The 23,934-nt window shown below is 65.1% G+C and carries 20 protein-coding genes; 16 read left to right on the forward strand and 4 right to left on the reverse strand.

What is annotated here, in order from left to right:
• Positions 1-79 precede the first annotated feature (79 nt).
• The 3 genes from ASE59_RS18580 (at position 80) to groL (ending at position 3,620) form a co-directional block, all read left to right on the forward strand.
• Positions 80-1,471: an MATE family efflux transporter gene (locus ASE59_RS18580; protein WP_056459967.1), complete on the forward strand. Its 1,392-nt coding sequence runs from the start codon at positions 80-82 to the stop codon at positions 1,469-1,471.
• A gap of 139 nt (positions 1,472-1,610) precedes the next feature.
• Positions 1,611-1,898, forward strand: a complete 288-nt coding sequence (gene groES, locus ASE59_RS18585) for a co-chaperone GroES (protein WP_055757672.1) — start codon at positions 1,611-1,613, stop codon at positions 1,896-1,898.
• A gap of 78 nt (positions 1,899-1,976) precedes the next feature.
• Positions 1,977-3,620, forward strand: a complete 1,644-nt coding sequence (gene groL / locus ASE59_RS18590) for a chaperonin GroEL (RefSeq protein WP_056459970.1) — start codon at positions 1,977-1,979, stop codon at positions 3,618-3,620.
• 181 nt (positions 3,621-3,801) lie between these two features.
• On the opposite strand, the gene ASE59_RS18595 is transcribed toward groL, so the two are convergent.
• The gene (locus ASE59_RS18595) at positions 3,802-4,209 is read right to left on the reverse strand and encodes a DUF2147 domain-containing protein (RefSeq protein WP_056460188.1); all 408 of its coding nucleotides are present in this window, start codon (positions 4,207-4,209) and stop codon (positions 3,802-3,804) included.
• Positions 4,209-4,490 (reverse strand): ETC complex I subunit, encoded by a 282-nt coding sequence (locus ASE59_RS18600; protein WP_056459973.1) that lies wholly within the window; start codon positions 4,488-4,490, stop codon positions 4,209-4,211. The genes ASE59_RS18595 and ASE59_RS18600 overlap by 1 nt, the downstream gene beginning before the upstream one ends.
• Positions 4,491-4,792: 302 nt before the next feature.
• Between ASE59_RS18600 and mdh the strand changes: the two genes are divergently transcribed.
• From mdh to ASE59_RS18645, 9 genes are all read left to right on the forward strand, one after another.
• Entirely contained in the window at positions 4,793-5,755 is a 963-nt protein-coding gene (gene mdh / locus ASE59_RS18605) for a malate dehydrogenase (protein WP_056459975.1), read from the forward strand.
• 58 nt (positions 5,756-5,813) lie between these two features.
• A complete protein-coding gene (locus ASE59_RS18610) occupies positions 5,814-6,110 on the forward strand; it encodes a GIY-YIG nuclease family protein (protein ID WP_056459979.1) in 297 nt (98 codons plus the stop codon).
• Positions 6,111-6,162: 52 nt separating this feature from the next.
• Complete coding sequence (sucD, locus tag ASE59_RS18615) at positions 6,163-7,047, forward strand: succinate--CoA ligase subunit alpha (protein ID WP_056459982.1); 885 nt, start codon at positions 6,163-6,165, stop codon at positions 7,045-7,047.
• 76 nt (positions 7,048-7,123) lie between these two features.
• Entirely contained in the window at positions 7,124-10,084 is a 2,961-nt protein-coding gene (locus ASE59_RS18620; RefSeq protein ID WP_082458582.1) for a 2-oxoglutarate dehydrogenase E1 component, read from the forward strand.
• 42 nt (positions 10,085-10,126) lie between these two features.
• Positions 10,127-11,380, forward strand: coding sequence for a 2-oxoglutarate dehydrogenase complex dihydrolipoyllysine-residue succinyltransferase (gene odhB, locus ASE59_RS18625; RefSeq protein ID WP_056459987.1), 1,254 nt, complete (start codon positions 10,127-10,129; stop codon positions 11,378-11,380).
• 16 nt (positions 11,381-11,396) lie between these two features.
• Positions 11,397-11,894 (forward strand): YfbM family protein, encoded by a 498-nt coding sequence (locus tag ASE59_RS18630; RefSeq protein WP_056459990.1) that lies wholly within the window; start codon positions 11,397-11,399, stop codon positions 11,892-11,894.
• 15 nt (positions 11,895-11,909) lie between these two features.
• Positions 11,910-13,310: a dihydrolipoyl dehydrogenase gene (gene lpdA, locus ASE59_RS18635; protein WP_056459992.1), complete on the forward strand. Its 1,401-nt coding sequence runs from the start codon at positions 11,910-11,912 to the stop codon at positions 13,308-13,310.
• A 169-nt stretch (positions 13,311-13,479) separates the two neighbouring features.
• Positions 13,480-15,000: a CpaF family protein gene (locus tag ASE59_RS18640; RefSeq protein ID WP_056459995.1), complete on the forward strand. Its 1,521-nt coding sequence runs from the start codon at positions 13,480-13,482 to the stop codon at positions 14,998-15,000.
• Between the two features lie 32 nt (positions 15,001-15,032).
• The gene (locus ASE59_RS18645) at positions 15,033-16,202 is read left to right on the forward strand and encodes an aspartyl protease family protein (protein WP_162235341.1); all 1,170 of its coding nucleotides are present in this window, start codon (positions 15,033-15,035) and stop codon (positions 16,200-16,202) included.
• 111 nt (positions 16,203-16,313) lie between these two features.
• Here ASE59_RS18645 and ASE59_RS18650 read toward each other — a convergent pair whose 3' ends face one another.
• Positions 16,314-16,505: a hypothetical protein gene (locus ASE59_RS18650; RefSeq protein ID WP_056460001.1), complete on the reverse strand. Its 192-nt coding sequence runs from the start codon at positions 16,503-16,505 to the stop codon at positions 16,314-16,316.
• Positions 16,506-16,532: 27 nt separating this feature from the next.
• Between ASE59_RS18650 and ASE59_RS18655 the strand changes: the two genes are divergently transcribed.
• The gene (locus tag ASE59_RS18655) at positions 16,533-17,333 is read left to right on the forward strand and encodes a class I SAM-dependent methyltransferase (protein WP_056460002.1); all 801 of its coding nucleotides are present in this window, start codon (positions 16,533-16,535) and stop codon (positions 17,331-17,333) included.
• A gap of 303 nt (positions 17,334-17,636) precedes the next feature.
• Here ASE59_RS18655 and phaR read toward each other — a convergent pair whose 3' ends face one another.
• Positions 17,637-18,212 (reverse strand): polyhydroxyalkanoate synthesis repressor PhaR, encoded by a 576-nt coding sequence (gene phaR, locus ASE59_RS18660; protein WP_056460006.1) that lies wholly within the window; start codon positions 18,210-18,212, stop codon positions 17,637-17,639.
• A 28-nt stretch (positions 18,213-18,240) separates the two neighbouring features.
• On the opposite strand from phaR, the gene ASE59_RS18665 reads away from it, so the two are divergent.
• The 3 genes from ASE59_RS18665 (at position 18,241) to ASE59_RS18675 (ending at position 23,919) form a co-directional block, all read left to right on the forward strand.
• On the forward strand, positions 18,241-19,293 hold the full coding sequence (locus tag ASE59_RS18665; protein ID WP_235515850.1) for an alpha/beta fold hydrolase: 1,053 nt from the start codon (positions 18,241-18,243) through the stop codon (positions 19,291-19,293).
• A 29-nt stretch (positions 19,294-19,322) separates the two neighbouring features.
• The gene (locus ASE59_RS18670) at positions 19,323-20,495 is read left to right on the forward strand and encodes an acetyl-CoA C-acetyltransferase (protein ID WP_056460011.1); all 1,173 of its coding nucleotides are present in this window, start codon (positions 19,323-19,325) and stop codon (positions 20,493-20,495) included.
• A gap of 229 nt (positions 20,496-20,724) precedes the next feature.
• Complete coding sequence (locus ASE59_RS18675) at positions 20,725-23,919, forward strand: TonB-dependent receptor domain-containing protein (protein ID WP_056460016.1); 3,195 nt, start codon at positions 20,725-20,727, stop codon at positions 23,917-23,919.
• The last annotated feature ends 15 nt before the right edge of the window (positions 23,920-23,934 follow it).

Genomic DNA, 23,934 nt, shown 5'->3' on the forward strand with positions numbered 1-23,934 from the left:
CCCCCAGCCCCTCCCTCGTCAGGGAGGGGAGCAACACCTCAACTGGCCTCCCCCAACCGAACCCGTTACACGCGCGCCCATGACCAACGCCGCCGCCCCCGCCGCGCCCGCCAGCGCCCGCGCCGAACTGGCCGCGACGCTGCGGCTGGCGGCACCGCTCGTCGGCGCCAACCTGTTGCAGATGGCGGTCTATGCCGTCGACGTGGTGTTCGTCGCCCGGTTGGGCGCGGTCGAACTCGCTGCCGCCACGCTCGGCGTCTATATCTACAGCGTCATCCTGTTCGCCATGTCGGGGCTGGTCGGTGCCGCCGCGCCGATCATCGCCGCCGAACTCGGCCGCCGCCGCCATGCGGTGCGCGAGGTGCGGCGCTCGTTCCGCATGGGCGCATGGATTGCGGTGCTGGGCAGCCTGCCGTTCATGGCGCTGCTCGCCCATGGCGAAAGCCTGTTGCTGCTCGCCGGACAGGACCCGCGCGTCGCGGTGCGCACCGACGCCTTTCTCGACATTCTGCTCTGGGCGTTGATCCCGGCACTGGCGGGCACGGTGATGCGGATCACCGCATCGGCGCTCGGCCGTGCCGGCTGGGCGATGGCGATCACCGCGCTCGGCCTTGCCGTGTCGATCCTCGCCAACTGGTTGCTGGTGTTCGGCAATCTCGGCTTTCCGGCGCTGGGGCTGGAGGGGTCGGCGATCGCCAGCCTGTCGACCGCCATCGCGATGATGCTCGCTTATGCCGTCGTCCTGCTCGCCGATCGCCGGCTGCGGCGCTTCCGCCTGTTCGGCAATTGGTGGCGCGGCGAATGGGCGCGCCTGCGCCAGATCGTCATCCTCGGCGTGCCGATCGCGGCGACGATGACGTTCGAGGGCGCGTTATTCTCCGCCGCCGGTTTCCTGATGGGCCGGATCGGCGTGACCGAGGTCGCCGCCCACGCCATCGCGCTTCAGATTGCCGCCTTCCTGTTCCAGGTACCGTTCGGCATCGCGCAGGCGGCGACGATCCGCGTCGGCCTCGCTTACGGCGCGGGCGACCGCATCTGGATCGGCCGCGCCGGCTGGTCCGCGTTGGTGGTCGGCACCGGCTTCATGGGGTTCACTGCGCTGCTGCTATGGATCGCGCCGCGCGCCTTCATCTCGGTCTATATCGATACGCAGGCACCTTCGAACGCCGCGATGGTCGCGCTGGCGCTGCAATATCTCGCCATCGCCGCCATCTTCCAACTGGCCGACGGAGCGCAGGCGGTGGCGGCGGGGGTGCTGCGCGGGGTACAGGATACGCGGGTGCCGATGGTCATCGCGCTGATCGGCTATTGGGGGATCGGCTTCACCGCCTCGGTCGCGCTTGGCTTCTGGACCAACCTTGCCGGGGTCGGGGTGTGGATCGGGCTGGCGCTCGGGCTGCTGGTCGTCGCGCTGCTGCTGGTCGATCGCTGGCGGCGGCGCGATCGGCTGGGGCTGGTTCGACCCGTCTGACGGGGGCCACGTACCAGCGTCAAAATTGTTCCGACGCTGCTTGACGGTGGATGAACGGCTGCACATATCCCGGCAGCTGGCACTCCCGAACGGTGAGTGCCAAGACATGTTTCGTACTGCCAATCAAAGGGAATTGCGCATGAACTTCCGTCCGCTGCACGACCGCGTGCTCGTCCGCCGCGTCGAGGCCGAGGAAAAGACGCTCGGCGGGATCATCATCCCCGACACCGCCAAGGAAAAGCCGCAGGAAGGCGAAGTCGTCGCCGCCGGCGCTGGCGCCAAGAACGACAAGGGCGAAGTTTCGCCGCTCGACGTCAAGGCCGGCGACCGCATCCTGTTCGGCAAGTGGTCGGGCACCGAGGTCAAGGTCAACGGCGAAGACCTGCTGATCATGAAGGAATCGGACATCCTCGGCATCGTTGGCTGAACGACCGGTTCTGACCCGTCACACTTGCGTCGCGAGTGTGAACTTAGTGAACTTTGAGATTTGGAAAGGGTAGCCACCATGGCAGCCAAGGACGTAAAATTCGGTCGTGACGCCCGCGAACGCATCCTGCGCGGCGTCGACATCCTCGCCGACGCGGTGAAGGTGACGCTCGGGCCGAAGGGCCGCAACGTCGTCATCGACAAGTCGTTCGGCGCGCCCCGCATCACCAAGGACGGTGTGTCGGTCGCCAAGGAAATCGAACTGAAGGACAAGTTCGAGAACATGGGCGCACAGATGGTGCGCGAAGTGGCCTCGAAGACCAACGACATCGCCGGCGACGGCACCACCACCGCCACCGTGCTGGCACAGGCGATCGTGCGCGAGGGCATGAAGTCGGTCGCCGCCGGCATGAACCCGATGGACCTGAAGCGTGGCATCGACATCGCCGTGACCAAGGTGGTCGAGGACGTGAAGGCCCGTTCGAAGCCGGTTTCGGGTTCGTCGGAAGTCGCACAGGTCGGCATCATCTCGGCCAATGGCGACGTGGAAGTCGGTGAGAAGATCGCCGAAGCCATGGAGAAGGTCGGCAAGGAAGGCGTCATCACCGTCGAAGAGGCCAAGGGTCTCGAATTCGAGCTGGACGTCGTCGAAGGCATGCAGTTCGACCGCGGCTATCTGTCGCCGTACTTCATCACCAACCCGGAAAAGATGCAGGTCGAACTGAACGACCCGTACATCCTGATCCACGAGAAGAAGCTGTCGTCGCTGCAGGCGATGCTGCCGATCCTCGAAGCGGTGGTGCAGTCGGGCCGTCCGCTCCTGATCATCGCCGAGGACATCGAGGGCGAAGCGCTGGCGACCCTGGTCGTCAACAAGCTGCGTGGCGGCTTGAAGGTCGCAGCGGTCAAGGCACCGGGCTTCGGCGATCGTCGCAAGGCGATGCTGGAAGACATCGCGATCCTGACCAAGGGCGAAGTCATCAGCGAAGATCTCGGCATCAAGCTCGAGACCGTTACGCTGGGTATGCTCGGCACCGCCAAGCGCGTGACGATCGACAAGGACAACACCACGCTGGTCGACGGTGCCGGTGAAGCCGACGCGATCAAGGGCCGCACCGATGCGATCCGTCAGCAGATCGAAGTCACCTCGTCGGACTATGACCGTGAAAAGCTGCAGGAGCGTCTGGCGAAGCTCGCCGGTGGCGTCGCGGTCATCAAGGTCGGCGGTGCGACCGAAGTCGAGGTCAAGGAGCGCAAGGACCGCGTCGACGACGCGCTGCACGCAACCCGCGCAGCCGTCGAAGAAGGCATCGTCCCCGGCGGCGGCACGGCGCTGCTGTACGCGACCAAGGCGCTCGAAGGCGTCACCGGTGCGAACGACGACCAGACGCGCGGCGTCGACATCGTCCGCAAGTCGCTGACCTCGCTGGTGCGTCAGATCGCTCAGAACGCCGGTCATGACGGTGCGGTCGTCTCGGGCAAGCTGCTCGACCAGACCGATACCTCGTTCGGCTTCAACGCCTCGACCGACGTGTACGAGAACCTCGTCGCCGCCGGCGTGATCGACCCGACCAAGGTCGTCCGCACCGCGCTGCAGAACGCGGCTTCGGTCGCCGGCCTGCTGATCACCACCGAAGCGACCGTTTCGGAACTGCCGGAAGACAAGGCTCCGTCGATGCCTGCCGGCGGCGGCATGGGCGGCATGGGCGGCATGGACTTCTGATTTCGGACCGGGGCAGGGAAACCTGCCCCGGACACGAAATCAGAACGGCCGGCGGGTGCCAAGGCACCCGACCGACGGGCACCGGCTTTGCCGGTGCCGTTCCGATCCAGACAAAGAAAAGGCCGGGAAGGGACACCCCTTCCCGGCCTTTTCATGTCGGCTATCCCGTAACCGAACTCACCTACCCCGCCGGCTTCCACGTCTGCGTCTGGCACAGGAAAGCGATACACCCCTGCACCTTCAACGTGCCGTCGCCATTCTTCGACACGATCGACTTGTACGTCTTGCCGTTGCGCGGATCATAGATCCGCCCCCGCCAGTCCTTCCCGGCATCGCTGAACCCGCTCAGGATCGGCATGCCAAGGATCGGTCGCGAGCGCAGCGCCGGGTCGCTGTTATTGACGTCGGTCTTGGGCGCGTTCGGCTCGGACTTGAGGATACGGACCAGCTTGCCGCACACGGTAGCACCACAGCGACCGATCTCGATCACGCCCGACCCGTCCTCGGTGACATAGTGCCCGGCGATCGGAGTCGCCGCAAACGCCGGTGCGGCCAGCAGCAAAGCGCCGGCGAGGAACGGCGACCGCATCATTTGAAGTTGTCGGCGTAAGCTTGCAGCTTCAGCTTGCGCTCGGGCGCCGGCACCACATGGAACTCGATCCCTTCGCGCGTGGCATAATCGGTGGCCGCGTCGAGCGAGGGAAAGCGCAGTTTCACCTGTTCGCGGGTATCGCCCGATCCGGCCCAACCGGTCAGCGGATCGGCCTGCTTCGGCTCGGCCGGTTCGAACTCCAGCATCCAGATCTGCGTCTTGGCGCGCCCCGACTGCATCGCGTTCTTGGGATATTGATAGATACGAGCGTTGGGCATGGACGAAACCTTGAGTAGCGATCGGAATTTCATGCCTGCATAGCAAAGCGCGCGCTGCTTGCCAGCAGAGTCGCACGTCCGAACGCGCCGAATCACGCTTTGGCGCGTCGATCGACCGCCATGGTGGCAAATTTTTAGATAATGCCGGTACAGAACCTCGTATTTCCGCCACCATTATCCGATATTGCATTTGCGATCCATTATCATTATGCCTCGCTTTAGGGTTGTTTCTCGCCTCGAAACGCCGTACAGCGCCCGCGTCGCGGCAGGACCGCGCCCGACTTGCTACGGAGAGAGACGTCTTGGCTCGCAAGAAGATCGCGCTGATCGGCGCTGGCAACATCGGCGGCACGCTCGCCCATCTCGCTGCCCTCAAGGGGCTGGGTGACATCGTTCTGTTCGACGTCGTCGACGGCGTACCGCAGGGCAAGGCGCTCGACCTGTCGCAGTGCGGACCCGTCGAAGGGTTCGACGCCACGATCACCGGCACTAACGACTATGCCGATATCGCGGGCGCGGACGTCATCATCGTCACCGCCGGCGTCGCGCGCAAGCCGGGGATGAGCCGCGACGACCTGCTCGGCATCAACCTGAAGGTGATGAAGGCCGTCGGCGAGGGCATCAAGAACAACGCCCCCGACGCATTCGTCATCTGCATCACCAACCCGCTCGACGCGATGGTGTGGGCGCTGCGCGAATTCAGCGGCCTGCCGCACAACAAGGTCGTCGGCATGGCCGGCGTGCTCGACAGCGCGCGGTTCAGCCACTTCCTGGCGGACGAATTCAAGGTGTCGGTCAAGGACGTCAACAGCTTCGTGCTGGGCGGGCATGGCGACACGATGGTCCCGGTCCTCGAATATTCGACCGTTTCGGGCATCCCGGTCACCGACCTGATCGAGATGGGCATGTCGACCAAGGAACGCGTCGACGCGATCGTCAAGCGCACCCGTGGCGGCGGCGGCGAGATCGTCGGCCTGCTCAAGACCGGTTCGGCCTTCTACGCGCCCGCGACCAGCGGCATCGCGATGGCCGAAGCCTATCTCTACGACCAGAAGCGCGTCCTGCCCTGCGCGGCGTATCTGTCGGGTGAGTACGGCATCGACGACCTGTATGTCGGCGTGCCCGTCGTGATCGGTGCCGGCGGCGTCGAGAAGATCGTCGAAGTGAAGCTGGGCGACGAAGCCAAGGCGAACCTCACCGTTTCGGTCGATGCGGTCAAGGAACTGCTGGTCGCCTGCAAGGGGATCGACGAGACGCTGGCGTAAGCCTGCACGACGACCGTACCCCGGCGAAGGCCGGGGTCCAGTTGGGTCAAGGTCAGCGATGGAACGACGTGCTTTCGTCTATATCATGGCCAACAGACGCAACGGGACGATCTATCTCGGATCGACCAGCGACTTGGTGAAGCGCGTTTACGACCACCGCCACGGGACGGTCGACGGCTTCACCAAAGAACGAACTTGTCATCGCCTCGTCTGGTTCGAGGTGCATGGCGACATCAATTCCGCCCGCCTGCGCGAGCGGCGAATGAAGGAATGGAAGCGAGCGTGGAAACTGCGCGAGATCGAAGGTCTCAATCCCGACTGGGACGACCTGTACGATCGGATCGCACGACCATGACCGCCTTCGCAACTGGACCCCGGCCTTCGCCGGGGTCCGCTGGAGCAGACGCATGAGCATCCTCGTCAACAAGAACACCAAAGTCATCACCCAGGGGATGACCGGCGAAACCGGCAGCTTCCATACCAAGGCGGCGCTGGAATACGGCACGCAGATGGTCGGCGGCGTGACGCCGGGCAAGGGCGGCACCGAGCATCTCGGCCTGCCGGTCTACAACACCGTTGCCGAAGCCAAGTCCAAGACCGGTGCCGACGCCTCGGTCATCTATGTTCCGCCGCCCTTCGCGGCCGACTCGATCCTCGAAGCGATCGATGCCGAAATCCCGCTGATCGTCGCGATCACCGAAGGCATTCCGGTGCTTGACATGGTCAAGGTCAAGCGCGCGCTATCGGGTTCGAAGTCGCGGCTGATCGGTCCGAACTGCCCAGGCGTGCTGACGCCGGGCGAGTGCAAGATTGGCATCATGCCCGGCAGCATCTTCAAGCAGGGCAGCGTCGGCGTGGTCTCGCGCTCGGGCACGCTGACCTATGAAGCGGTGTTCCAGACCTCGAACGCCGGCCTGGGTCAGACGACTGCCGTCGGCATCGGTGGTGACCCCGTGAACGGCACCAACTTCATCGACGTGCTGGAGCTGTTCCTCGCCGACGACGAGACCCAGTCGATCATCATGATCGGCGAGATCGGCGGCGATGCGGAGGAACAGGCCGCGCAGTTCCTGATCGACGAAGCCAAGCGCGGCCGCAAGAAGCCGATGGCCGGCTTCATCGCGGGCCGCACCGCGCCTCCGGGCCGCCGCATGGGCCATGCCGGCGCGATCGTGTCGGGCGGCAAGGGCGACGCGGAAAGCAAGATCGCGGCAATGGAAGCCGCCGGCATCAAGGTTGCGGCATCGCCCAGCGAGCTGGGTTCGACGCTGCTGCAGGTGCTGAACGGTTGAACGTGACTTGCCCCGTGCGTGGAACCGCACGGGGCACCGCCCGGTTCGACCGGGCACAAGCGGACAGGATGTGACCATGGGCTACGAAGGCCAGGATTTCGACATCGCCGCCGGCGTCAGCCCGGCATTCGTGGAAACGCTCTATGGTCGCTACCGCGAGGATCCCTCGTCGGTCGATGCCGGCTGGCGTCAGTGGTTCGACGGACTGGAGGGTGCGACCCAGCATCCCAGCTGGCAGAGCAAGCGCTGGCCGCTGACCGACACCGACGCGCTGACCGCCGCGCTCGACCCGACGCAGATGGAGCCGGCGCCCAAGCCCGCCAAGGGCGGCAAGCCCGCCCCGGCGGCGGCCCCGGCCGCGCCGAAGGTCGATGTGGCGAAGGCCGCCGGCGACGCGATCCGTGCCCAGATCCTGATCCGCACCTATCGGGTGCGTGGCCACCTCGCCGCCAATCTCGATCCGCTGGGTCTCGCCCGGCGTGAACTGCCCGAAGACCTCCGCACCGAATATCACGGCTTCTCCGATGCCGAAATCGACACGCCGGTGTATCTGGGCGGCACGCTCGGCCTCGAATGGGCGACCGTGCGCGAGATCGTCGACATCCTGCGCGCCAATTACTGCGGCAATGTCGGCCTCGAATATATGCACATCGCGGACGTGGAGGAGCGCAAGTTCCTTCAGGACCGGATGGAAGGCCGCGACAAGGCGATCCAGTTCAGCCCCGAAGGCAAGAAGGCGATCCTCGCCAAGGTCATCGAGGCGGAACAGTGGGAGAAGTTCCTCGGCCGCAAGTACGTCGGCACGAAGCGCTTCGGCCTCGATGGCGGTGAATCGATGATCCCGGCGCTCGAAGCGGTCATCAAGTACGGCGGCCAGCTCGGCGTGCGCGAGATCGTGTACGGCATGGCGCATCGCGGTCGTCTGAACGTGCTGACCAACGTCATGAACAAGCCGTTCCGCGTCCTCTTCCACGAATTCGCGGGCGGCAGCGCCAACCCCGACGATATCGGCGGTTCGGGCGACGTGAAGTACCACCTCGGCACCTCGACCGACCGCAGCTTCGACGACGTGTCGGTGCACATGTCGCTGGTCGCGAACCCCAGCCACCTCGAAGCGGTCAACCCGGTCGTGCTGGGCAAGGTGCGCGCGCAACAGACCTTCCGTGGCGACCTCGAAAAGCACGAGCAGGTGCTGCCGGTCCTGATCCACGGCGACGCAGCATTCGCGGGTCAGGGGATCGTGTGGGAATGCCTCGGCTTCTCGGGCATTCGCGGGTACAACACCGGCGGCTGCGTCCACTTCATCATCAACAACCAGGTCGGTTTCACGACCTCGCCGCAATTCGCGCGCTCGTCGCCCTATCCGTCGGACGTGGCGAAGGGCGTGCAGGCGCCGATCTTCCACGTGAACGGCGACGATCCCGAAGCGGTGACCTTCGCCACCAAGATGGCGATCGAGTTCCGTCAGGCGTTCAAGCGCGACATCGTCATCGACATGTGGTGCTATCGCCGCTTCGGCCATAACGAGGGCGACGAACCGTCCTTCACCCAGCCGCTGATGTACGCGAAGATCAAGGGCCATCCCGGCGTCAGCGAGATCTATGGCAAGCGGTTGCAGGAGGAAGGCGTCATCGACGGCGACTTCGCCGCTGCCAAGACCGCCGAGTTCACCCAGCTGCTGGAAGGTGAATTCGAAAACGCCAAGAGCTACAAGCCCAACCGCGCCGACTGGTTCGCCGGTCGCTGGTCGGGACTGCACGCGCCGATGGATGCGGAGGGCTCGCGCCGTTCGGTCGACACCGGCATCGAACAGAAGCTGTTCGACTCGCTCGGCCGCACGCTGACCACGGTCCCCGACAGCATTCAGGTCCACAAGACGCTGTCGCGCGTCCTCGACGCCAAGCGCGGCATGTTCGCGAATGGCGAAGGCTTCGACTGGGCGACCGCCGAGGCGCTGGCCTTCGGCTCGCTGCTGTCGGAAGGCTTCGGCGTCCGTCTGTCGGGTCAGGATTCGGGTCGCGGCACCTTCTCGCAGCGGCACGCGGTGTGGGTCGACCAGACCGACGAGCACAAGTATGTGCCGCTCAACAATATCGAGCATGGCAGCTTCGAAGTGCTCGACAGCCCGTTGTCGGAATATGGCGTGCTCGGCTTCGAGTACGGCTATGCGCTCGCCGATCCGAAGGCGCTGGTCATCTGGGAAGCACAGTTCGGCGATTTCGCCAACGGTGCGCAGATCATGATCGACCAGTTCATCGCCGCCGGTGAGGCCAAGTGGCTGCGTGCTAACGGCCTCGTAATGATGCTGCCGCACGGCTATGAAGGTCAGGGTCCGGAGCATAGCTCGGCGCGTCTGGAACGCTTCCTGCAACTGTGTGCGGGCGACAATATGCAGGTCGCCAACGTCACTTCACCGGCTAACCTGTTCCACTTGTTGCGCCGGCAGATGCATCGCAACTTCCGCAAGCCCCTGGTCATCATGACGCCAAAGTCGCTGCTGCGGCACAAGCTGGCGGTATCGAAGACCGAGGACTTCCTGCCGGGTACGCACTTCAAGCGGCTGCTGTCCGATCCGTCGGCCCCGGCGGATGCGAACACCACCCGTCTGGTGCTGTGTTCGGGCAAGGTCGCGTTCGACCTGATCGAAGCGCGCGATGCGGCCGGCGATACGCAGACCCAGATCGTTCGCGTGGAACAGATCTATCCGTTCCCGTCAGACGCGCTGGTCGAGCGGCTGAAGCGCCTGCCCAACCTGACCGATGTGGTCTGGGCACAGGAAGAGCCGAAGAACAACGGTTCGTGGTTCCTGGTCGAACCGGCGATCGAAGAGGCATTGGCCGAGGCCGGTGCACAGGTCGCACGCGCCCGCTATGCCGGTCGTACGGCAGCGGCATCGCCCGCCACCGGGCTGATGAAGCGGCACCAGGCCGAACAGGGCGCGCTGGTCGCCGATGCGCTCGGCCACAATGTCCGCGACGAAATCCGCCGCACCCGTCAGGCCGAGGGCGATCGCGCCACCGGCAAGGCCGCATCCTAACCGTGTTATTACCCCCGACACGGGGGAGATGAGGAAGATCCGATGGCAACCGAAGTTCTGGTCCCCACGCTGGGCGAATCGATCACCGAAGCGACGCTGGGCGAATGGTTGAAGAAGCCGGGTGAGGCGGTCGCCGCCGACGAACCGATCGCCAGCCTCGAAACCGACAAGGTGTCGGTCGAGGTTCCCGCGCCCGTCGCCGGCGTCATGGGCCAGCACGCCGTGCAGCCCGGCGACACCGTGTCGGTCGGCGCGATGATCGCGACGATAGAATCGGGTGACGGCGCCGCCGCCGCTCCGAAGGCGGAAGCCCCCAAGCAGGACGCGGCCCCCGCTACCGCCGCCACCGCTGCCCCGGCCGCTGCACAGCAGGCCCCGACCGGCGGCGACAACAATGTCGACGCCGCCGCGCTGTCGCCGTCGGTGCGTCGCGCGATCCTCGAACACGGCGTCGACCCGGCCAAGGTCAAGGGCACCGGTCGCGACGGTCGCATCACCAAGGAAGACGTCGTCGCCGCTGCCGGTGACAAGTCGGCCGCCGCCGCGCCGGCCGCTGCCCCCGCCGCAGCCGCGCCGACCGCCAGCGCCGCCCCGGCACGCGCCGAAGAGCGGGTGAAGATGACGCGTCTGCGCCAGACGATCGCCCGCCGCCTGAAGGAAGCGCAGGACACTGCCGCGCTGCTGACCACCTTCAACGACGTCGACATGACGGCGGTGATCGAATCGCGCGCCAAGTATAAGGACCTGTTCGAAAAGAAGCATGGCGTCCGCCTCGGTTTCATGGGCTTCTTCGTGAAGGCCGCGACGATGGCGCTGAAGGACATTCCTTCGGTCAATGCCTCGATCGAGGGCGATGAGATCGTCTATCGCGACTATGCCGACATCTCGGTCGCCGTGTCGGCACCGGGTGGCCTGGTCGTCCCCGTCATCCGCGATGCCGACAAGCTGTCGGTCGCGGGCGTCGAAAAGACGATCGGCGACTTCGGCAAGCGCGCCAAGGACGGCACGCTGAAGATGGACGAGATGAAGGGCGGTACCTTCACCATCTCGAACGGCGGCGTGTTCGGCTCGCTGATGTCGACCCCGATCATCAACCCGCCGCAGTCGGCAGTGCTGGGCCTGCACCGCATCGAGGAACGCCCGGTCGTCCGCAACGGACAGGTCGTGGTGCGCCCGATGATGTACCTTGCGCTCAGCTACGATCATCGCCTGATCGACGGTCGCGAAGCGGTGACCTTCCTCGTCGCATTGAAGAACGCGATCGAGGATCCGACCCGCCTGCTGATCGACCTCTAAGGAACGGCGAGCACCGATGGGCATGGTGATCTATCTGCGTCGGGCCGGCGATGCCGACATCGACCGGCTGGTCGCCGACCCATCGGTGTTCGAGGATTTCCTGTTCGAGGAAGGCGTCGAGAATCTCGACTTTCTCGATCTGGGCGAAGCATGGCATGCGGTCCATTACCTGCTGACCGGCTCTGCCGAGGATGTCGGCCATACGCTCGGCATCATCATCGCCGCGCTGCCCGAACTGGGTGCCGACGAGAATGGCGAGGGCGGGATCGGCCTGATCGCGCCGCCGCTGATGCAGGCGTTCGCCGACGCGCTCGACAAACTCGACGACGCGGCGCTTGCCCGCCGCTTCGACCCGCGCGCGATGGCAAAGGCCGATGTCTATCTGGCGGACAGCTTCGGCAGCGCCGATGCACTCGATTATGTGATGCAGGGCATTCCCGCCCTGCGCCAATTTGCGGCACAGTGCCGCCGTACCGGCGACGGCGCGATCCGCGTGATCGCCCACAACGACTAGGACGGGATAGAGACTATGGCTGAATATGACTTCGACGTCCTCGTGATCGGTGCCGGCCCCGGCGGCTATGTCGCGGCGATCCGCGCGGCACAGCTCGGGCTCAAGACCGCCTGCGCCGAGGGTCGCGAGACGCTGGGCGGCACCTGCCTGAACGTCGGGTGCATCCCGTCCAAGGCGCTGCTGCATGCGTCCGAAATCTATGAAGAAGCCGCGCACGGTGCGCTCGCCAAGTTCGGCATCGAGCTGGACGGTGCCCGTCTCAACCTCGACCAGATGCACGCCGAAAAGAAGAAGGCGGTCGGCGAACTGACCGGCGGCATCGAATATCTGTTCAAGAAGAACAAGGTCGAATGGCTGAAGGGCTATGCGGCGTTCGAGAACGACCATAGCGTAAAGGTCGGCGATCGCACCGTCACCGCGCGCGACATCGTCATCGCCACCGGTTCGTCGGTCACCCCGCTGCCGGGCGTGACCGTAGACAATGATGCGGCGGTGATCGTCGATTCGACCGGCGCCCTCGCCCTGCCCAAGGTGCCCGAGCATCTGGTGGTGATCGGCGGCGGCGTGATCGGCCTCGAACTCGGCAGCGTGTGGCGCCGTCTGGGCGCCAAGGTCACCGTGGTCGAATATGCCGACCAGATCCTGCCCGGCTTCGATGGCGAGGTCCGTAAGGAATCGGCCAAGCTGTTCAAGAAGCAGGGCATGGACCTCAAGACCTCGACCAAGGTCACCGGCGCGTCGGTCGATGGCGGCACCGCCACGCTGACGCTCGAACCTGCAGCCGGTGGCGAGGCGACGACGCTGACCGCCGATGCGGTGCTGGTGTCGATCGGCCGCCGCGCCAACACCGAACATCTCGAGCTCGACAAGGCCGGCCTGTCGGTCAACCAGCGCGGGCAGGTCGATATCGACGACGAATTCCGCACCAAGGTCGACGGCATCTGGGCGATCGGCGACGTAGTCCACGGGCCGATGCTCGCGCACAAGGCCGAGGACGAGGGCGTTGCCGTCGCCGAGTTCATCGCCGGCCAGACCGGCATCGTGAACCACGACGTGATCCCGAGCGTGGTCTACACCATGCCCGAAATCGCCGGCGTCGGCCTGACCGAAGAAGCCGCCAAGGAAAAGGGCGAGGTCAAGGTCGGCAAATTCCCGTTCGCCGCCAACAGCCGCGCCAAGACCAACCGCGACACCGACGGTTTCGTGAAGGTCATCGCCGATGCCAAGACCGACCGTGTCGTTGGCGTGTGGATCGTATCGAGCCTCGCCGGCACGATGATCGCACAGGCGGCACAGGCGATGGAATTCGGCGCGACCAGCGAGGACATCGCCTACACCTGCCACGCACACCCGACCCATGCCGAGGCGCTCAAGGAAGCGGCGATGGCGGTGCAGGGCAAGCCGATCCACATCTGACCGAGTCCGCGAACGCGACATTGGGGGGCGGGGCATGGCGACATGCTCCGCCCTTTTGCGTCTACGCCTTACCGGTCGTAGTTAGGCAATTGTAGAAACTTCCCGCCTAGCCTGCCCGTCACGAATCAGAAGGGTGGCGGGCGTGAACGCATTCGGACGGCGGAGCGGCATGAGCGGGGCGGGCGGCGGCAGGCCATCCTTCGGGGTGGCGCGGCCGATGCAGGGATCGGGGCCGGCGCGGGCCGCCGATCTTGACCTCGCCGCGCAATTCCCGCCGCTGACCCAGTTGCCGCTGTCGGGCGACGATTTCGCGCCGATGCCCGGCGAACAGGCCGGCAGCCTGCCGCAGGGCGTGGGCGACGCGATGCAGCGGCTGGCCGACCGGCAGGCGCTGTCGGGCGAGGCGGGCAACAGCCGCGTCGAGGGGTTCGAATCCTCGATCCACCGCATCAAGGAACAGGTGCTGCCGCGCCTGCTCGAACGCGTCGATCCCGAAGCCGCCGCGACACTCAGCAAGGACGAACTGGCCGAGGAATTCCGGCCGATCGTGGGCGAGGTGCTCGCCGAATTGAAGCTGACATTGAACCGGCGCGAGCAGTTCGCGCTGGAAAAGGTACTGGTCGACGAGTTACTGGGTCTCGGCCCGCTCGAGGAACTGCTGGCGGATCCCGCGGTCAGCGACATCATGGTCAACGGTCCGGAACAGACGTTCGTCGAGCGCAAGGGCAAGCTGGAGCTGGCCAATATCGCGTTTCGCGACGAGGAGCATCTGTTCCAGATCGCGCAGCGCATCTGCAACTCGGTCGGGCGCCGCGTCGACCAGACCACGCCGCTGGCCGATGCCCGGCTGAAGGACGGCAGCCGCGTCAACGTGATCGTGCCGCCGCTCAGCCTGAAGGGCACGGCGATCTCGATCCGCAAATTCTCGGCGAAGCCGATCACCATCGACATGATGGCCGGCTTCGGTTCGATGAGCAAGGAAATGGCCACCGTACTGAAGGTCGCCGGCGCCAGCCGCTTCAACGTGGTCATCTCTGGCGGGACGGGTTCGGGCAAGACCACCATGCTCAATGCCCTGTCGAAGATGATCGACCCGGGCGAGCGCGTGCTGACGATCGAGGATGCCGCCGAACTGCGGCTACAGCAGCCGCACTGGCTGCCGCTCGAAACCCGCCCGCCCAATCTGGAAGGGCAAGGCGAGGTCACCATCCGCGATCTGGTCAAGAACGCGCTGCGTATGCGCCCGGACCGCATCATCCTCGGCGAAATTCGCGGCAGCGAGTGTTTCGACCTGCTCGCGGCGATGAATACCGGCCATGACGGATCGATGGCGACGCTCCACGCCAACTCCCCGCGCGAATGCCTCGCGCGGATGGAGAATATGGTGATGATGTCGGACATCAAGGTACCGAAGGAAGCGATCAGCCGCCAGATCGCTGATTCGGTCGACCTGATCGTACAGGTCAAACGCCTGCGCGACGGATCGCGCCGCGTGACCAACATCACCGAGGTGATCGGCATGGAAGGTCCGGTGATCGTCACCCAGGAACTTTTCAAGTTCGAATATCTGGACGAAAGCGCCGACGGCAAGATCATCGGCGAATACCGATCGATGGGGATGCGCCCCTATACCCTCGACAAGGCACGGCAATATGGCTTCGATCAGGCGCTGCTGGAGGCGTGCCTGTAGCGCTTGGGCGATGCCCGCCCTACATGCGGGCGGTGTTGCTCCGCCTGATCCTCGCGCTGCTGCTCTGCGCGCCCGCCATCGCCCGCGCGCAGGGTACGCTGTCCGCCGATGCCGAGGCGCGGTGGGTGCCGTTCACGCTGACCGCCGCCAATCATCTGCGCTTTGTGATGACGATCGACGGCGTTCCGGCACAGGCGCTGCTCGACACCGGCCTCAACCATTCCGCGGTCAGCCGCGACTTCGCCCGCCGGGCGAAGCTGACCATCGATCCGCAGGGCGCGGCGTCGGGCGTGGCGCTGGGCGGGTCGATCCGCGTCGATTGGGCGGCGACCAAGGCGGTTTCCTTCGGTGCGCTCAGCCGCAGCGGCGGGCGGGTCGCGGTAATCGACCTGCCGAAACTGCTCGCCAGTGCCTCGGGCGATGCCGATGTGCTGGTCGGCACCGACCTGTTCAGTCCACACGCGCTCGACATCGATTTCGCCAACCGCCGCTTCCGGCTGTTACCCAGCGGGCGAATGCCGTTCGCCGGCACGCGCGTGCCGATGACCCTGCAATCGGGGAGCGGCCTGTATCTGACGCAGGCGGCGCTGGGCCGTACCCGCATTCGGCCGTTGCTGGTCGATACCGGCGACGGTGGTGCGCTCAGCATCGCGCGTGGCCAATGGCGGGCGGCGGCGATCAAGGGCGCGCGCGTCACCTCGACCATCGCCTATGGCGCGGGCGGGGTCGTCGACGCAGGACTGACCGTCACCGACGCCGTATCGCTGGGTGGTCTCAAGACGGGACCGATCGAGCTCCGGATCGAGGCGGATGGCGGCTTTTCCAAGCAGGTCCGCGTGGGCGGACGGGTCGGCACCGGGCTGTTGCTGCGCTACCGCGTGCTGCTCGATCCCGGCGCGGGGCAGATGCTGCTCTCGCCCAATCCCGACGCCCCGCCCGCCCCGCTCAAATCGACCAGCGGGCTGCTGCTCGGCTATGACCGGGCGCGGCTGCGCGTGCTGCACGTCATGGCCGGCAGCCCGGCGGCGAAGGCGGGATGGAAGGCCGACGAACTGATCTGTCAGGTCGACGGGCAGGCGGTGGCGCTGACCCCCGATGGCGGCGTCGACGTGCGCTGGGGCACCGATGCGCCGGGGCGTGTCGTGCGGCTTACGCTGTGCGATGGCGCGACCCGGACACTGACGCTGGCGAATTTCTACTAGGGCCGACCGCCGGCCCGGCGTGGATCGAGGCTGCTGCGTAGGTCGGGTGCTGCACCGGAAACACTTCGTACCCCGCCGGAGCGTGGGGTGAAGAGGAAGTCGGCGAACGCGCTACTTCACCGCCATCGCCACGCCGAACACCATGACCAGCACCGCCATCAGTTGTACCAGCGTCCACGGCATCCAGCCGACCCGGTCGGGATCGCGGCGCAAGGTACGGCGACGTTCCGCCAGCACCGCTACCGCAAAGAGCATCGCCGCGACGCCCGCAATCGTCCATAACAGCTTGTGTGCGTCGTCCACCCATTCCTCCCGTTCAGGAAAATTGCCATGCGTCGAACCGCCCTGTTGCTGCCAGCGCTAAGTGTAGCGCTCCTCGCCCTAACCCCCGCGCCCGCGCAGGCGCCGCGCGGACCGATCGCCGCCGCCGTCGCATCGCCGGTGCGCGATCCGGCGAACACGCCGCGTGACCGCTATCGCCATCCGGCCGAAACGCTGGCGTTCTTCGGGGTGAAGCCGACCGATACGGTGGTCGAGATCTGGCCGGGCAATGGCTGGTACACCGAAATCCTCGCGCCGATGTTGCGCGACAGGGGCCGCTATGTCGCCGCCGGGCCGCTGCCGCGTACCGCCGAGATGGTAACGAAGCTGCAGGGTCGCAACGCCACCGCGTTCGGCAAGGTGCAGGCGGTCGCCTTCCCGACCGATGCCGGACAGACGGGCGTGCCCGATGGCGCCGCCGACAAGGTGCTGACCTTCCGCAACGTCCATAACTGGCGCTTCGGCGGGGCGGATCAGGCGCAGGCGGCGTTCAACGCGATGTTTCGGATGCTGAAGCCCGGCGGCGTGCTGGGCGTGGTCGAACACCGCCTGCCGGAAGGTCGCTACGCGGCGGCGGAAGAAAAATCGGGCTATATGAAGGAAAGCTCGGTCATCGCCTTTGCGACCAAGGCCGGGTTCAAGCTGGCGGGCAAGTCGAACGTCAATGCCAACCCGAAGGATAGCGCCGACTGGCCGCAGGGGGTGTGGACGCTGCCGCCGACCTATCGGCTGAAGGATGTCGACCGCGCCAAATATGCCGCGATCGGCGAAAGCGACCGGATGACGCTGCGCTTCGTGAAGCCGAAATGAGGGATCGAGTGAAGTATCCTCGTTCGTGCTGAGTAGGGATTGAGCCTGTCGAAAGCCCGTATCGAAGCACCTGCGGCGGGGGTCCTTCGATACGCCGTTTCGACTTCGCTCAACGGCTACTCAGGACGAACGGATGGGGGGCCTCTGTCCGGGCGGTCGGTTCGTGCAACTTCAGCATGGGATTGCTCCGGGCATGCGTTCTCGACAGACGCTTCTCGACAGGCTCGAAGCTGCTCGAACCAAACGGGGTGGCCATGGCGGCAGGGTGGGGCAGCAGCGCGCCTTGCCCCACCCCCGGCCCGCTCAGCCCAGCTTGTCGACCTTGTCCTGCAACCGTGCCAGTTCGGCCCGCAGCGCGGCCATCTCGTCGGTCTTGGCCGGCGCTTCGGTCGCGGTCGGGGCGGGAGTCGACGCAGCACCGGCCGCGCCTGCGGCACCCGGCTGGAACGCATGGGTCGCCGCCTCGAACATCGCGAGGTTGCGCTTGGCGATCTCGGCGAAGGGCGAGTGGGCGAAGGCACCCTCGACCGCGGTCTTGAACTGTTCCTGGTTGCGGCGGAAACTGTCCATCGACGCCTCCAGATAGCCCGGCACCATCGCCTGCATCGAATCACCGTACAGCGTGATGAGTTGCCGCAGGAAGCTGACCGGCAACAGCGTCTGTCCCCGGCTTTCCTCTTCCATGATGATCTGCGTCAGCACGTTGTGGGTGATGTCGTCGTCGGTCTTGGCGTCGACGACCTTGAAATCGCGATGTTCGCGCGTCATCGCCGCCAGATGCTCGAGCGTGATATAGGACGACGTCTCGGTATTATAGAGCCGACGATTGGCGTATTTCTTGATGATGACGGGGCTGCCGTCGGCCGCTGCCTTCTTCATGCGAAATCCTTGCGCGAAAGATATCCCTATGGCTACACCGGTTGATACCGCGCCGCAACACGGCCCACGGCCATTACCGCTGTTTCTCTCGATGTTGCGCAGCGAAACCGCCGGCGACCCGTCCCGGCGTGCCTGCGCGCTGGCCGGACTGCGTGCCTATCAGGACGCGCCGCGCCTGCCCCGCGCGCCCTTGCCCCAGCCCGTCGCGCGCGACGGGCGGATCGCGCTGCGGGATTATGGCGGAACCGGGCGACCGGTTGTGGTGATCCCGTCGCTCATCAACCCGCCCTTCGTCCTCGACCTGTCGCCCGGCAATTCGCTGCTGCGCTGGCTGGCTGGGCAGGGCCTGCGGGTGTTGCTGGTGGATTGGGGGACGCCCGGATCGGCCGACCGGGCGATGGACCTTGGCGACCATGCGCAGGCCGCCGCGCGGTTGTGCGCGACGCTCGGCGAACCACCGCTGCTGGTCGGCTATTGCCTTGGCGGGACGATCGCACTGGCGACGGCGGGGTTCGTGGATGTGGCCGGCATCGCGCTGATCGCGACACCGTGGCATTTCGCCGGCTTCGGCGATGCGACCCGCGCGACGATCGCCGACCAATGGACCATGGCGCAACCCACCGCCGAGCGGATGGGCGTCGTACCGATGGAGTTCCTGCAGGCGATGTTCTGGCAGCTCGACCCGGAGCGAACCGTCAACAAATATGTCGCCTTTGCCAATTTCGACCCGGCATCGGCCAAGGCGCAGGCGTTCCTCGCGCTGGAGGATTGGGCCAACGCCGGCGCGCCGCTGCCCTATGCGGCGGGGCGCGAGATGTTCGACGACCTGTTCGATGCCGATCTGCCGGGCAGCGGACGCTGGCGGGTCGGCAGCGGCATCGCATCGGTCGCTCACGACCTGCCGATGGTCGAGTTCGTCGCGCAGAGCGATCGTATCGTTCCCGCCGCCAGCGCGATCGGCCTGCCCGACCGGCGCATCGTGCCGGCCGGCCATGTCGGCATGATCGTCGGCAGTCGCGGACGAAGCGTCCTGTGGGAACCGCTTGCGCGCTGGCTAAGCGACGTTCCCCGCATTAGATAGCCCGCGAACCTGTAGGAGAAGGATTGCCCATGTCCGACGTCGTCATCGTTGCCGCCAAGCGTACCCCCGTCGGGAGCTTCCTCGGCGCCTTTGCCACGGTGCCCGCGCACGAACTGGGGCGGCAGGCGATCGCCGCCGCGCTCGACCAGGCCGGTGTCGCGCCGGAGGACGTGTCGGAAGTGATCCTCGGCCAGGTGCTGACCGCCGGACAGGGGCAGAACCCGGCGCGCCAGGCATCGATGGCGGCCGGCGTGCCGAAGGAAGTGCCCGCATGGGGCATCAACCAGGTCTGCGGATCGGGCCTGCGCGCGGTGGCACTTGCCGCACAGGCGATCCAGACCGGCGACGCGACGATCGTGGTCGCGGGCGGACAGGAAAGCATGTCGCTGTCGGCGCATGCGGTGCAGATGCGCGCCGGCACCAAGATGGGTGACGGCACCATGGTCGACACCATGATCAAGGACGGCCTGACCGACGTTTTCAACGGCTATCACATGGGCATCACCGCCGAAAATCTCGCCGAGCAGTATCAGGTGACCCGCGGCGAGCAGGACGAATTCGCCGTCCGCTCGCAGAACCGCGCCGAAGCCGCGCGCGGCGAGGGCCGCTTCGCCGAGGAGATTGCGCCGGTCACGATCAAGGGCCGCAAGGGCGACACCGTCGTCGACCAGGACGAATATATCCGCGCCGGCGCCACGATAGACGGCGTGTCGGGCCTGCGCCCGGCGTTCAAGAAGGACGGGTCGGTGACCGCCGCCAACGCATCGGGCCTGAACGACGGCGCCGCCGCGCTGGTCGTGATGTCGGCCGCTGAAGCCGCCAAGCGCGGCCTCGAACCGCTGGCCACGATCAAGAGCTGGGCGACGGCGGGCGTCGATCCGTCGATCATGGGCATCGGCCCCGTCCCCGCCTCGCGCCGCGCGCTGGAAAAGGCGGGCTGGAGCGTCGACGACCTTGACCTCGTCGAAGCCAACGAAGCCTTTGCCGCGCAGGCGCTGGCGGTCGGCAAGGACATGGGCTGGAGCGCCGACAAGGTGAACGTGAACGGCGGCGCGATCGCCATCGGCCACCCGATCGGCGCATCGGGCGCACGCGTGCTGACCACGCTGCTCTACGAAATGAAGCGCCGCGATGCGAAGAAGGGGCTGGCAACTCTGTGCATCGGCGGCGGCATGGGCATCGCGATGTGCGTCGAGCGCTGATTCGAACAATGTAACGAAATGTTGCCGTGTAGCATTATTATAATAATTTTGCGTAATTTTTATTAAAATTGCATATGCTGCACGGCGACATAGTCTAATTGTGACATTCGTGTCACAATGGACTGACAAATAAGACGTTTTGTAATGCGGCAGCTTGCCAACGTCGTTCATAATCATTTTCCTAGGCCCCAACGCGGGTTTTCATCGCGCGTCAAAACGGGGCAATTTCATGAACCTACACCGACTTCTCGGTGCGACGGCGCTTGCCGGTTTCGCACTGGTCCCAAGCTTTGCTCTGGCACAGGCGCCGGCCGACGACGCAGGCCAACGGCCCGCCGACTGTATAGCAGGCGATTCCCGCGCCGAATGTCAGGCCAGCACCGACGACACCAGTGAAATCATCACGGTGACCGGTTCGCGCATCGTCCGCGCTGCAAATCTGGATTCCGCCAATCCGATTGTATCGGTCAGCCTACAGGAATTGACGAACAACGGTAACGTGTCGCTCGGCGACGCGCTGAATACGCTGCCGGCGCTTGGTGCAACCTACAGTTCGGCGAACTCGACCCGCTTCATCGGTACGGCTGGCCTCAGCCTCCTCGACTTGCGTCGTCTCGGAACTACTCGCACCCTTGTTCTGCAAAATGGCCGTCGTCACATCACGGGCACGCCCGGATCGTTCCAGGTCGACATCAACACCATTCCGGTAGACCTGCTAGACCGGGTCGACACCGTCACCGGTGGCACGTCGGCGGTGTATGGCTCCGACGCGATCGCAGGCGTGGTCAACTTCATCACCAAGCGCGATTTCGAAGGCGTTCGGCTGCGTGGACAAGGCGGTATTTCCGATCGCGGCGATCGGGGCGCCTATTTCCTCAGCGGCACCGCCGGCAAGAATTTTGCCGATGGTCGCGGCAATATCGCCATCAACGCCGAATATTCCTTCTCGGACGTGCTGTACAATACGGATCGCGACGACCTGACCGGCGCCTATAGCGGACGGTCCCAGTTCAACGCGGTCGAGAATACCGGCCCGAACCTGAACTCGTCGGCGGGTCAGCTGCGCGGTTCGGAATCTGCGCTCGGAAACGGCATTCCCGATCAGGCGTTTCTGTTTGGCGTACGCAACGGCAATATTTCGGAAGGCGGCATGTTCATTGCTGGTTGCCCTACGGCTGCGGCGGCCGGCGAGTCCGCCACGGCATTTGCGGCGCGGCGCGCGGCGGCCTGCTCCGGCATCCCTGCTCCGACCAGCGCCAATCCACTGGCACAATATGGTCGTGCGTTCGGATTTCTGTCTGATGGCACATTGCAGTCGAATAATTGCCTCAACGACCTGCGCTTCACAGTCGCAAGCTCGAATTGCGTCGGCGGCATCGGTTCGACTCTGCGCCTGACCGGCATGCTGCAACCGCGTATCGAGCGCTATGGGGCCAATGTCCTCGCGCATTTCGACGTGGCCGATGCCTTCCGTCCGTTCGTCGAGGCGAAGTGGATCCGGATTAATTCGCTGCAGGAAGGTCAGCCGACCTTCTACAACAACTCGTTCAGTATCAATAACCCGTATCTGTCGACCCAAGCGCGCAACCAGCTCACCTCGGTCCTTGCCCCCGGCGCGACGACATTCGCCGCTCAACGCTTCAACGTCGACTTCGGCGCACGCGGCGAAGATCACCGGCGCGACACCTATCGCATCGTCGGCGGCGTCGAGGGCACGTTCAACACCGACTGGAAATACGAAATGGCCGTGAATTACGGCCGTGTCGAAACCTCCTACTCGACGGCAGGGAACGTCCTGCAGGCGGAATACTCGCGTTCAATCAACGCCGTACGGAACACCGCCGGCCAGATCGTGTGTGCGGTCAATGCCGATGCGAGCACCGCCAACGACGATGCGAACTGCGTACCCGTCAACCTGTTCGGTAATGGCAACGTATCGCAGGCCGCGCTCAATTATTTCGGCTACACCTCGACGCGCGAGGAATGGGCCGATCAGCTCAACGCAACCGCGTATGTTTCGGGCAATCTGAGCCAGTTGTTCGAACTTCCCGGCGGCCCGATCGGCTTTGCTGTCGGCGGTGAATATCGCAAGGAGCGGGCATATGCGGCCTATGATCCGACCACTGCGGCAGGTCTGACCTTCCTGAACGCGATTCCGGCTTTCGATCCGCCGTCGTTCGTATCGAAGGAAGCCTTTGCCGAAGTACGTGTGCCGTTGTTGAGTGAAACCTTCATCCACGAACTGTCGCTCGAAGGCGCAGCGCGCTATTCGGATTACAGCGTCGGCGATATTGGCGGGACCTGGACCTGGAATCTGGGCGGCGTGTTCGCACCCGTCCGCGATGTGCGTCTGCGTGCCGGCTATGGCAGTTCGGTCCGCGCACCGACCCTTGGCGATCTGTTCACAGCCAATGTGCAGACGTTCGCGAACGGCTTCTCGGACCCGTGCGGCCGGCAGAACATCAACAACAATCCGAATCGCGAACGCAATTGCGCCGCGGCCGGTGTTCCGCTGACCCAGACCTTCAACGGAACGACTGAACCCTTCACCAACGTGCCGACGTCGGGCATTTCCGGCTTCAACCGGGGCAATCCGGCCCTGCGCGAGGAGCGGTCGAACAGCTTCACCGTGGGTGCCGTGTTCCAGCCGCGGGTTTTGCCCGGCTTCTCGGCATCATTCGACTATTACAACATCCGCATCAACGATGCGATCAACTCGCTGGCCGGTCAGACGATCATCAACCAGTGCTATGACAATCCGAGTGGTGTCGACAACGAGTTCTGCGCCGTGGTCTTCCGTCGGCCGGATGGAACGTTGGCTGGCCAGCAAAACGTCACTCATGCCGGCGGCGTTGTATCGCTACCACTGGACGGACCTTCGTTCTTCTCGCAACCGTTCAACTATGCGAAGCTCGAAGCGTCGGGGATCGATGCCGATATCGGGTATAATACCAATCTGGGCGGCGAGACGCGCATGACGCTGCGTGCGCTGGTGACGTATGTCATCAAGCGGAACAACTTTACCGACATTGCCGATCCGACGTTCCGTACACGCCAGTTGAGCCAGGTCGGCGATCCGCAATGGCGCGCCAACGTGCAGACCAATTTCGACTTCGGGGTGTTCGACATCAACTATCAGCTGCAATATGTCGGCAAACAGACGATCGGTGCGTTCGAAACCCAGAATGCGTTCGATGGTCGTCCGGCACAGAATCCCGACGCGTTCCCGTTCGTCTATTATCCCGAGATCTTCTACCACAATCTGCGGATTGGCGCCTCGGTGAACGATCGGTTCCGCTTGTATGGCGGCATCGACAACGTCACCGACACCCTCCCGCCGCTGGGACAACAGGGGACCGAAGCCGGCAGCCTCTGGACCAATACCGGCCGGTATATGTACGTCGGGTTTGAAGCGAAGTTCTGATCGGACCAGTATACG

This window comes from Sphingomonas sp. Leaf10 (genome assembly GCF_001421245.1).
In the GTDB taxonomy this organism is placed as follows: domain Bacteria; phylum Pseudomonadota; class Alphaproteobacteria; order Sphingomonadales; family Sphingomonadaceae; genus Sphingomonas.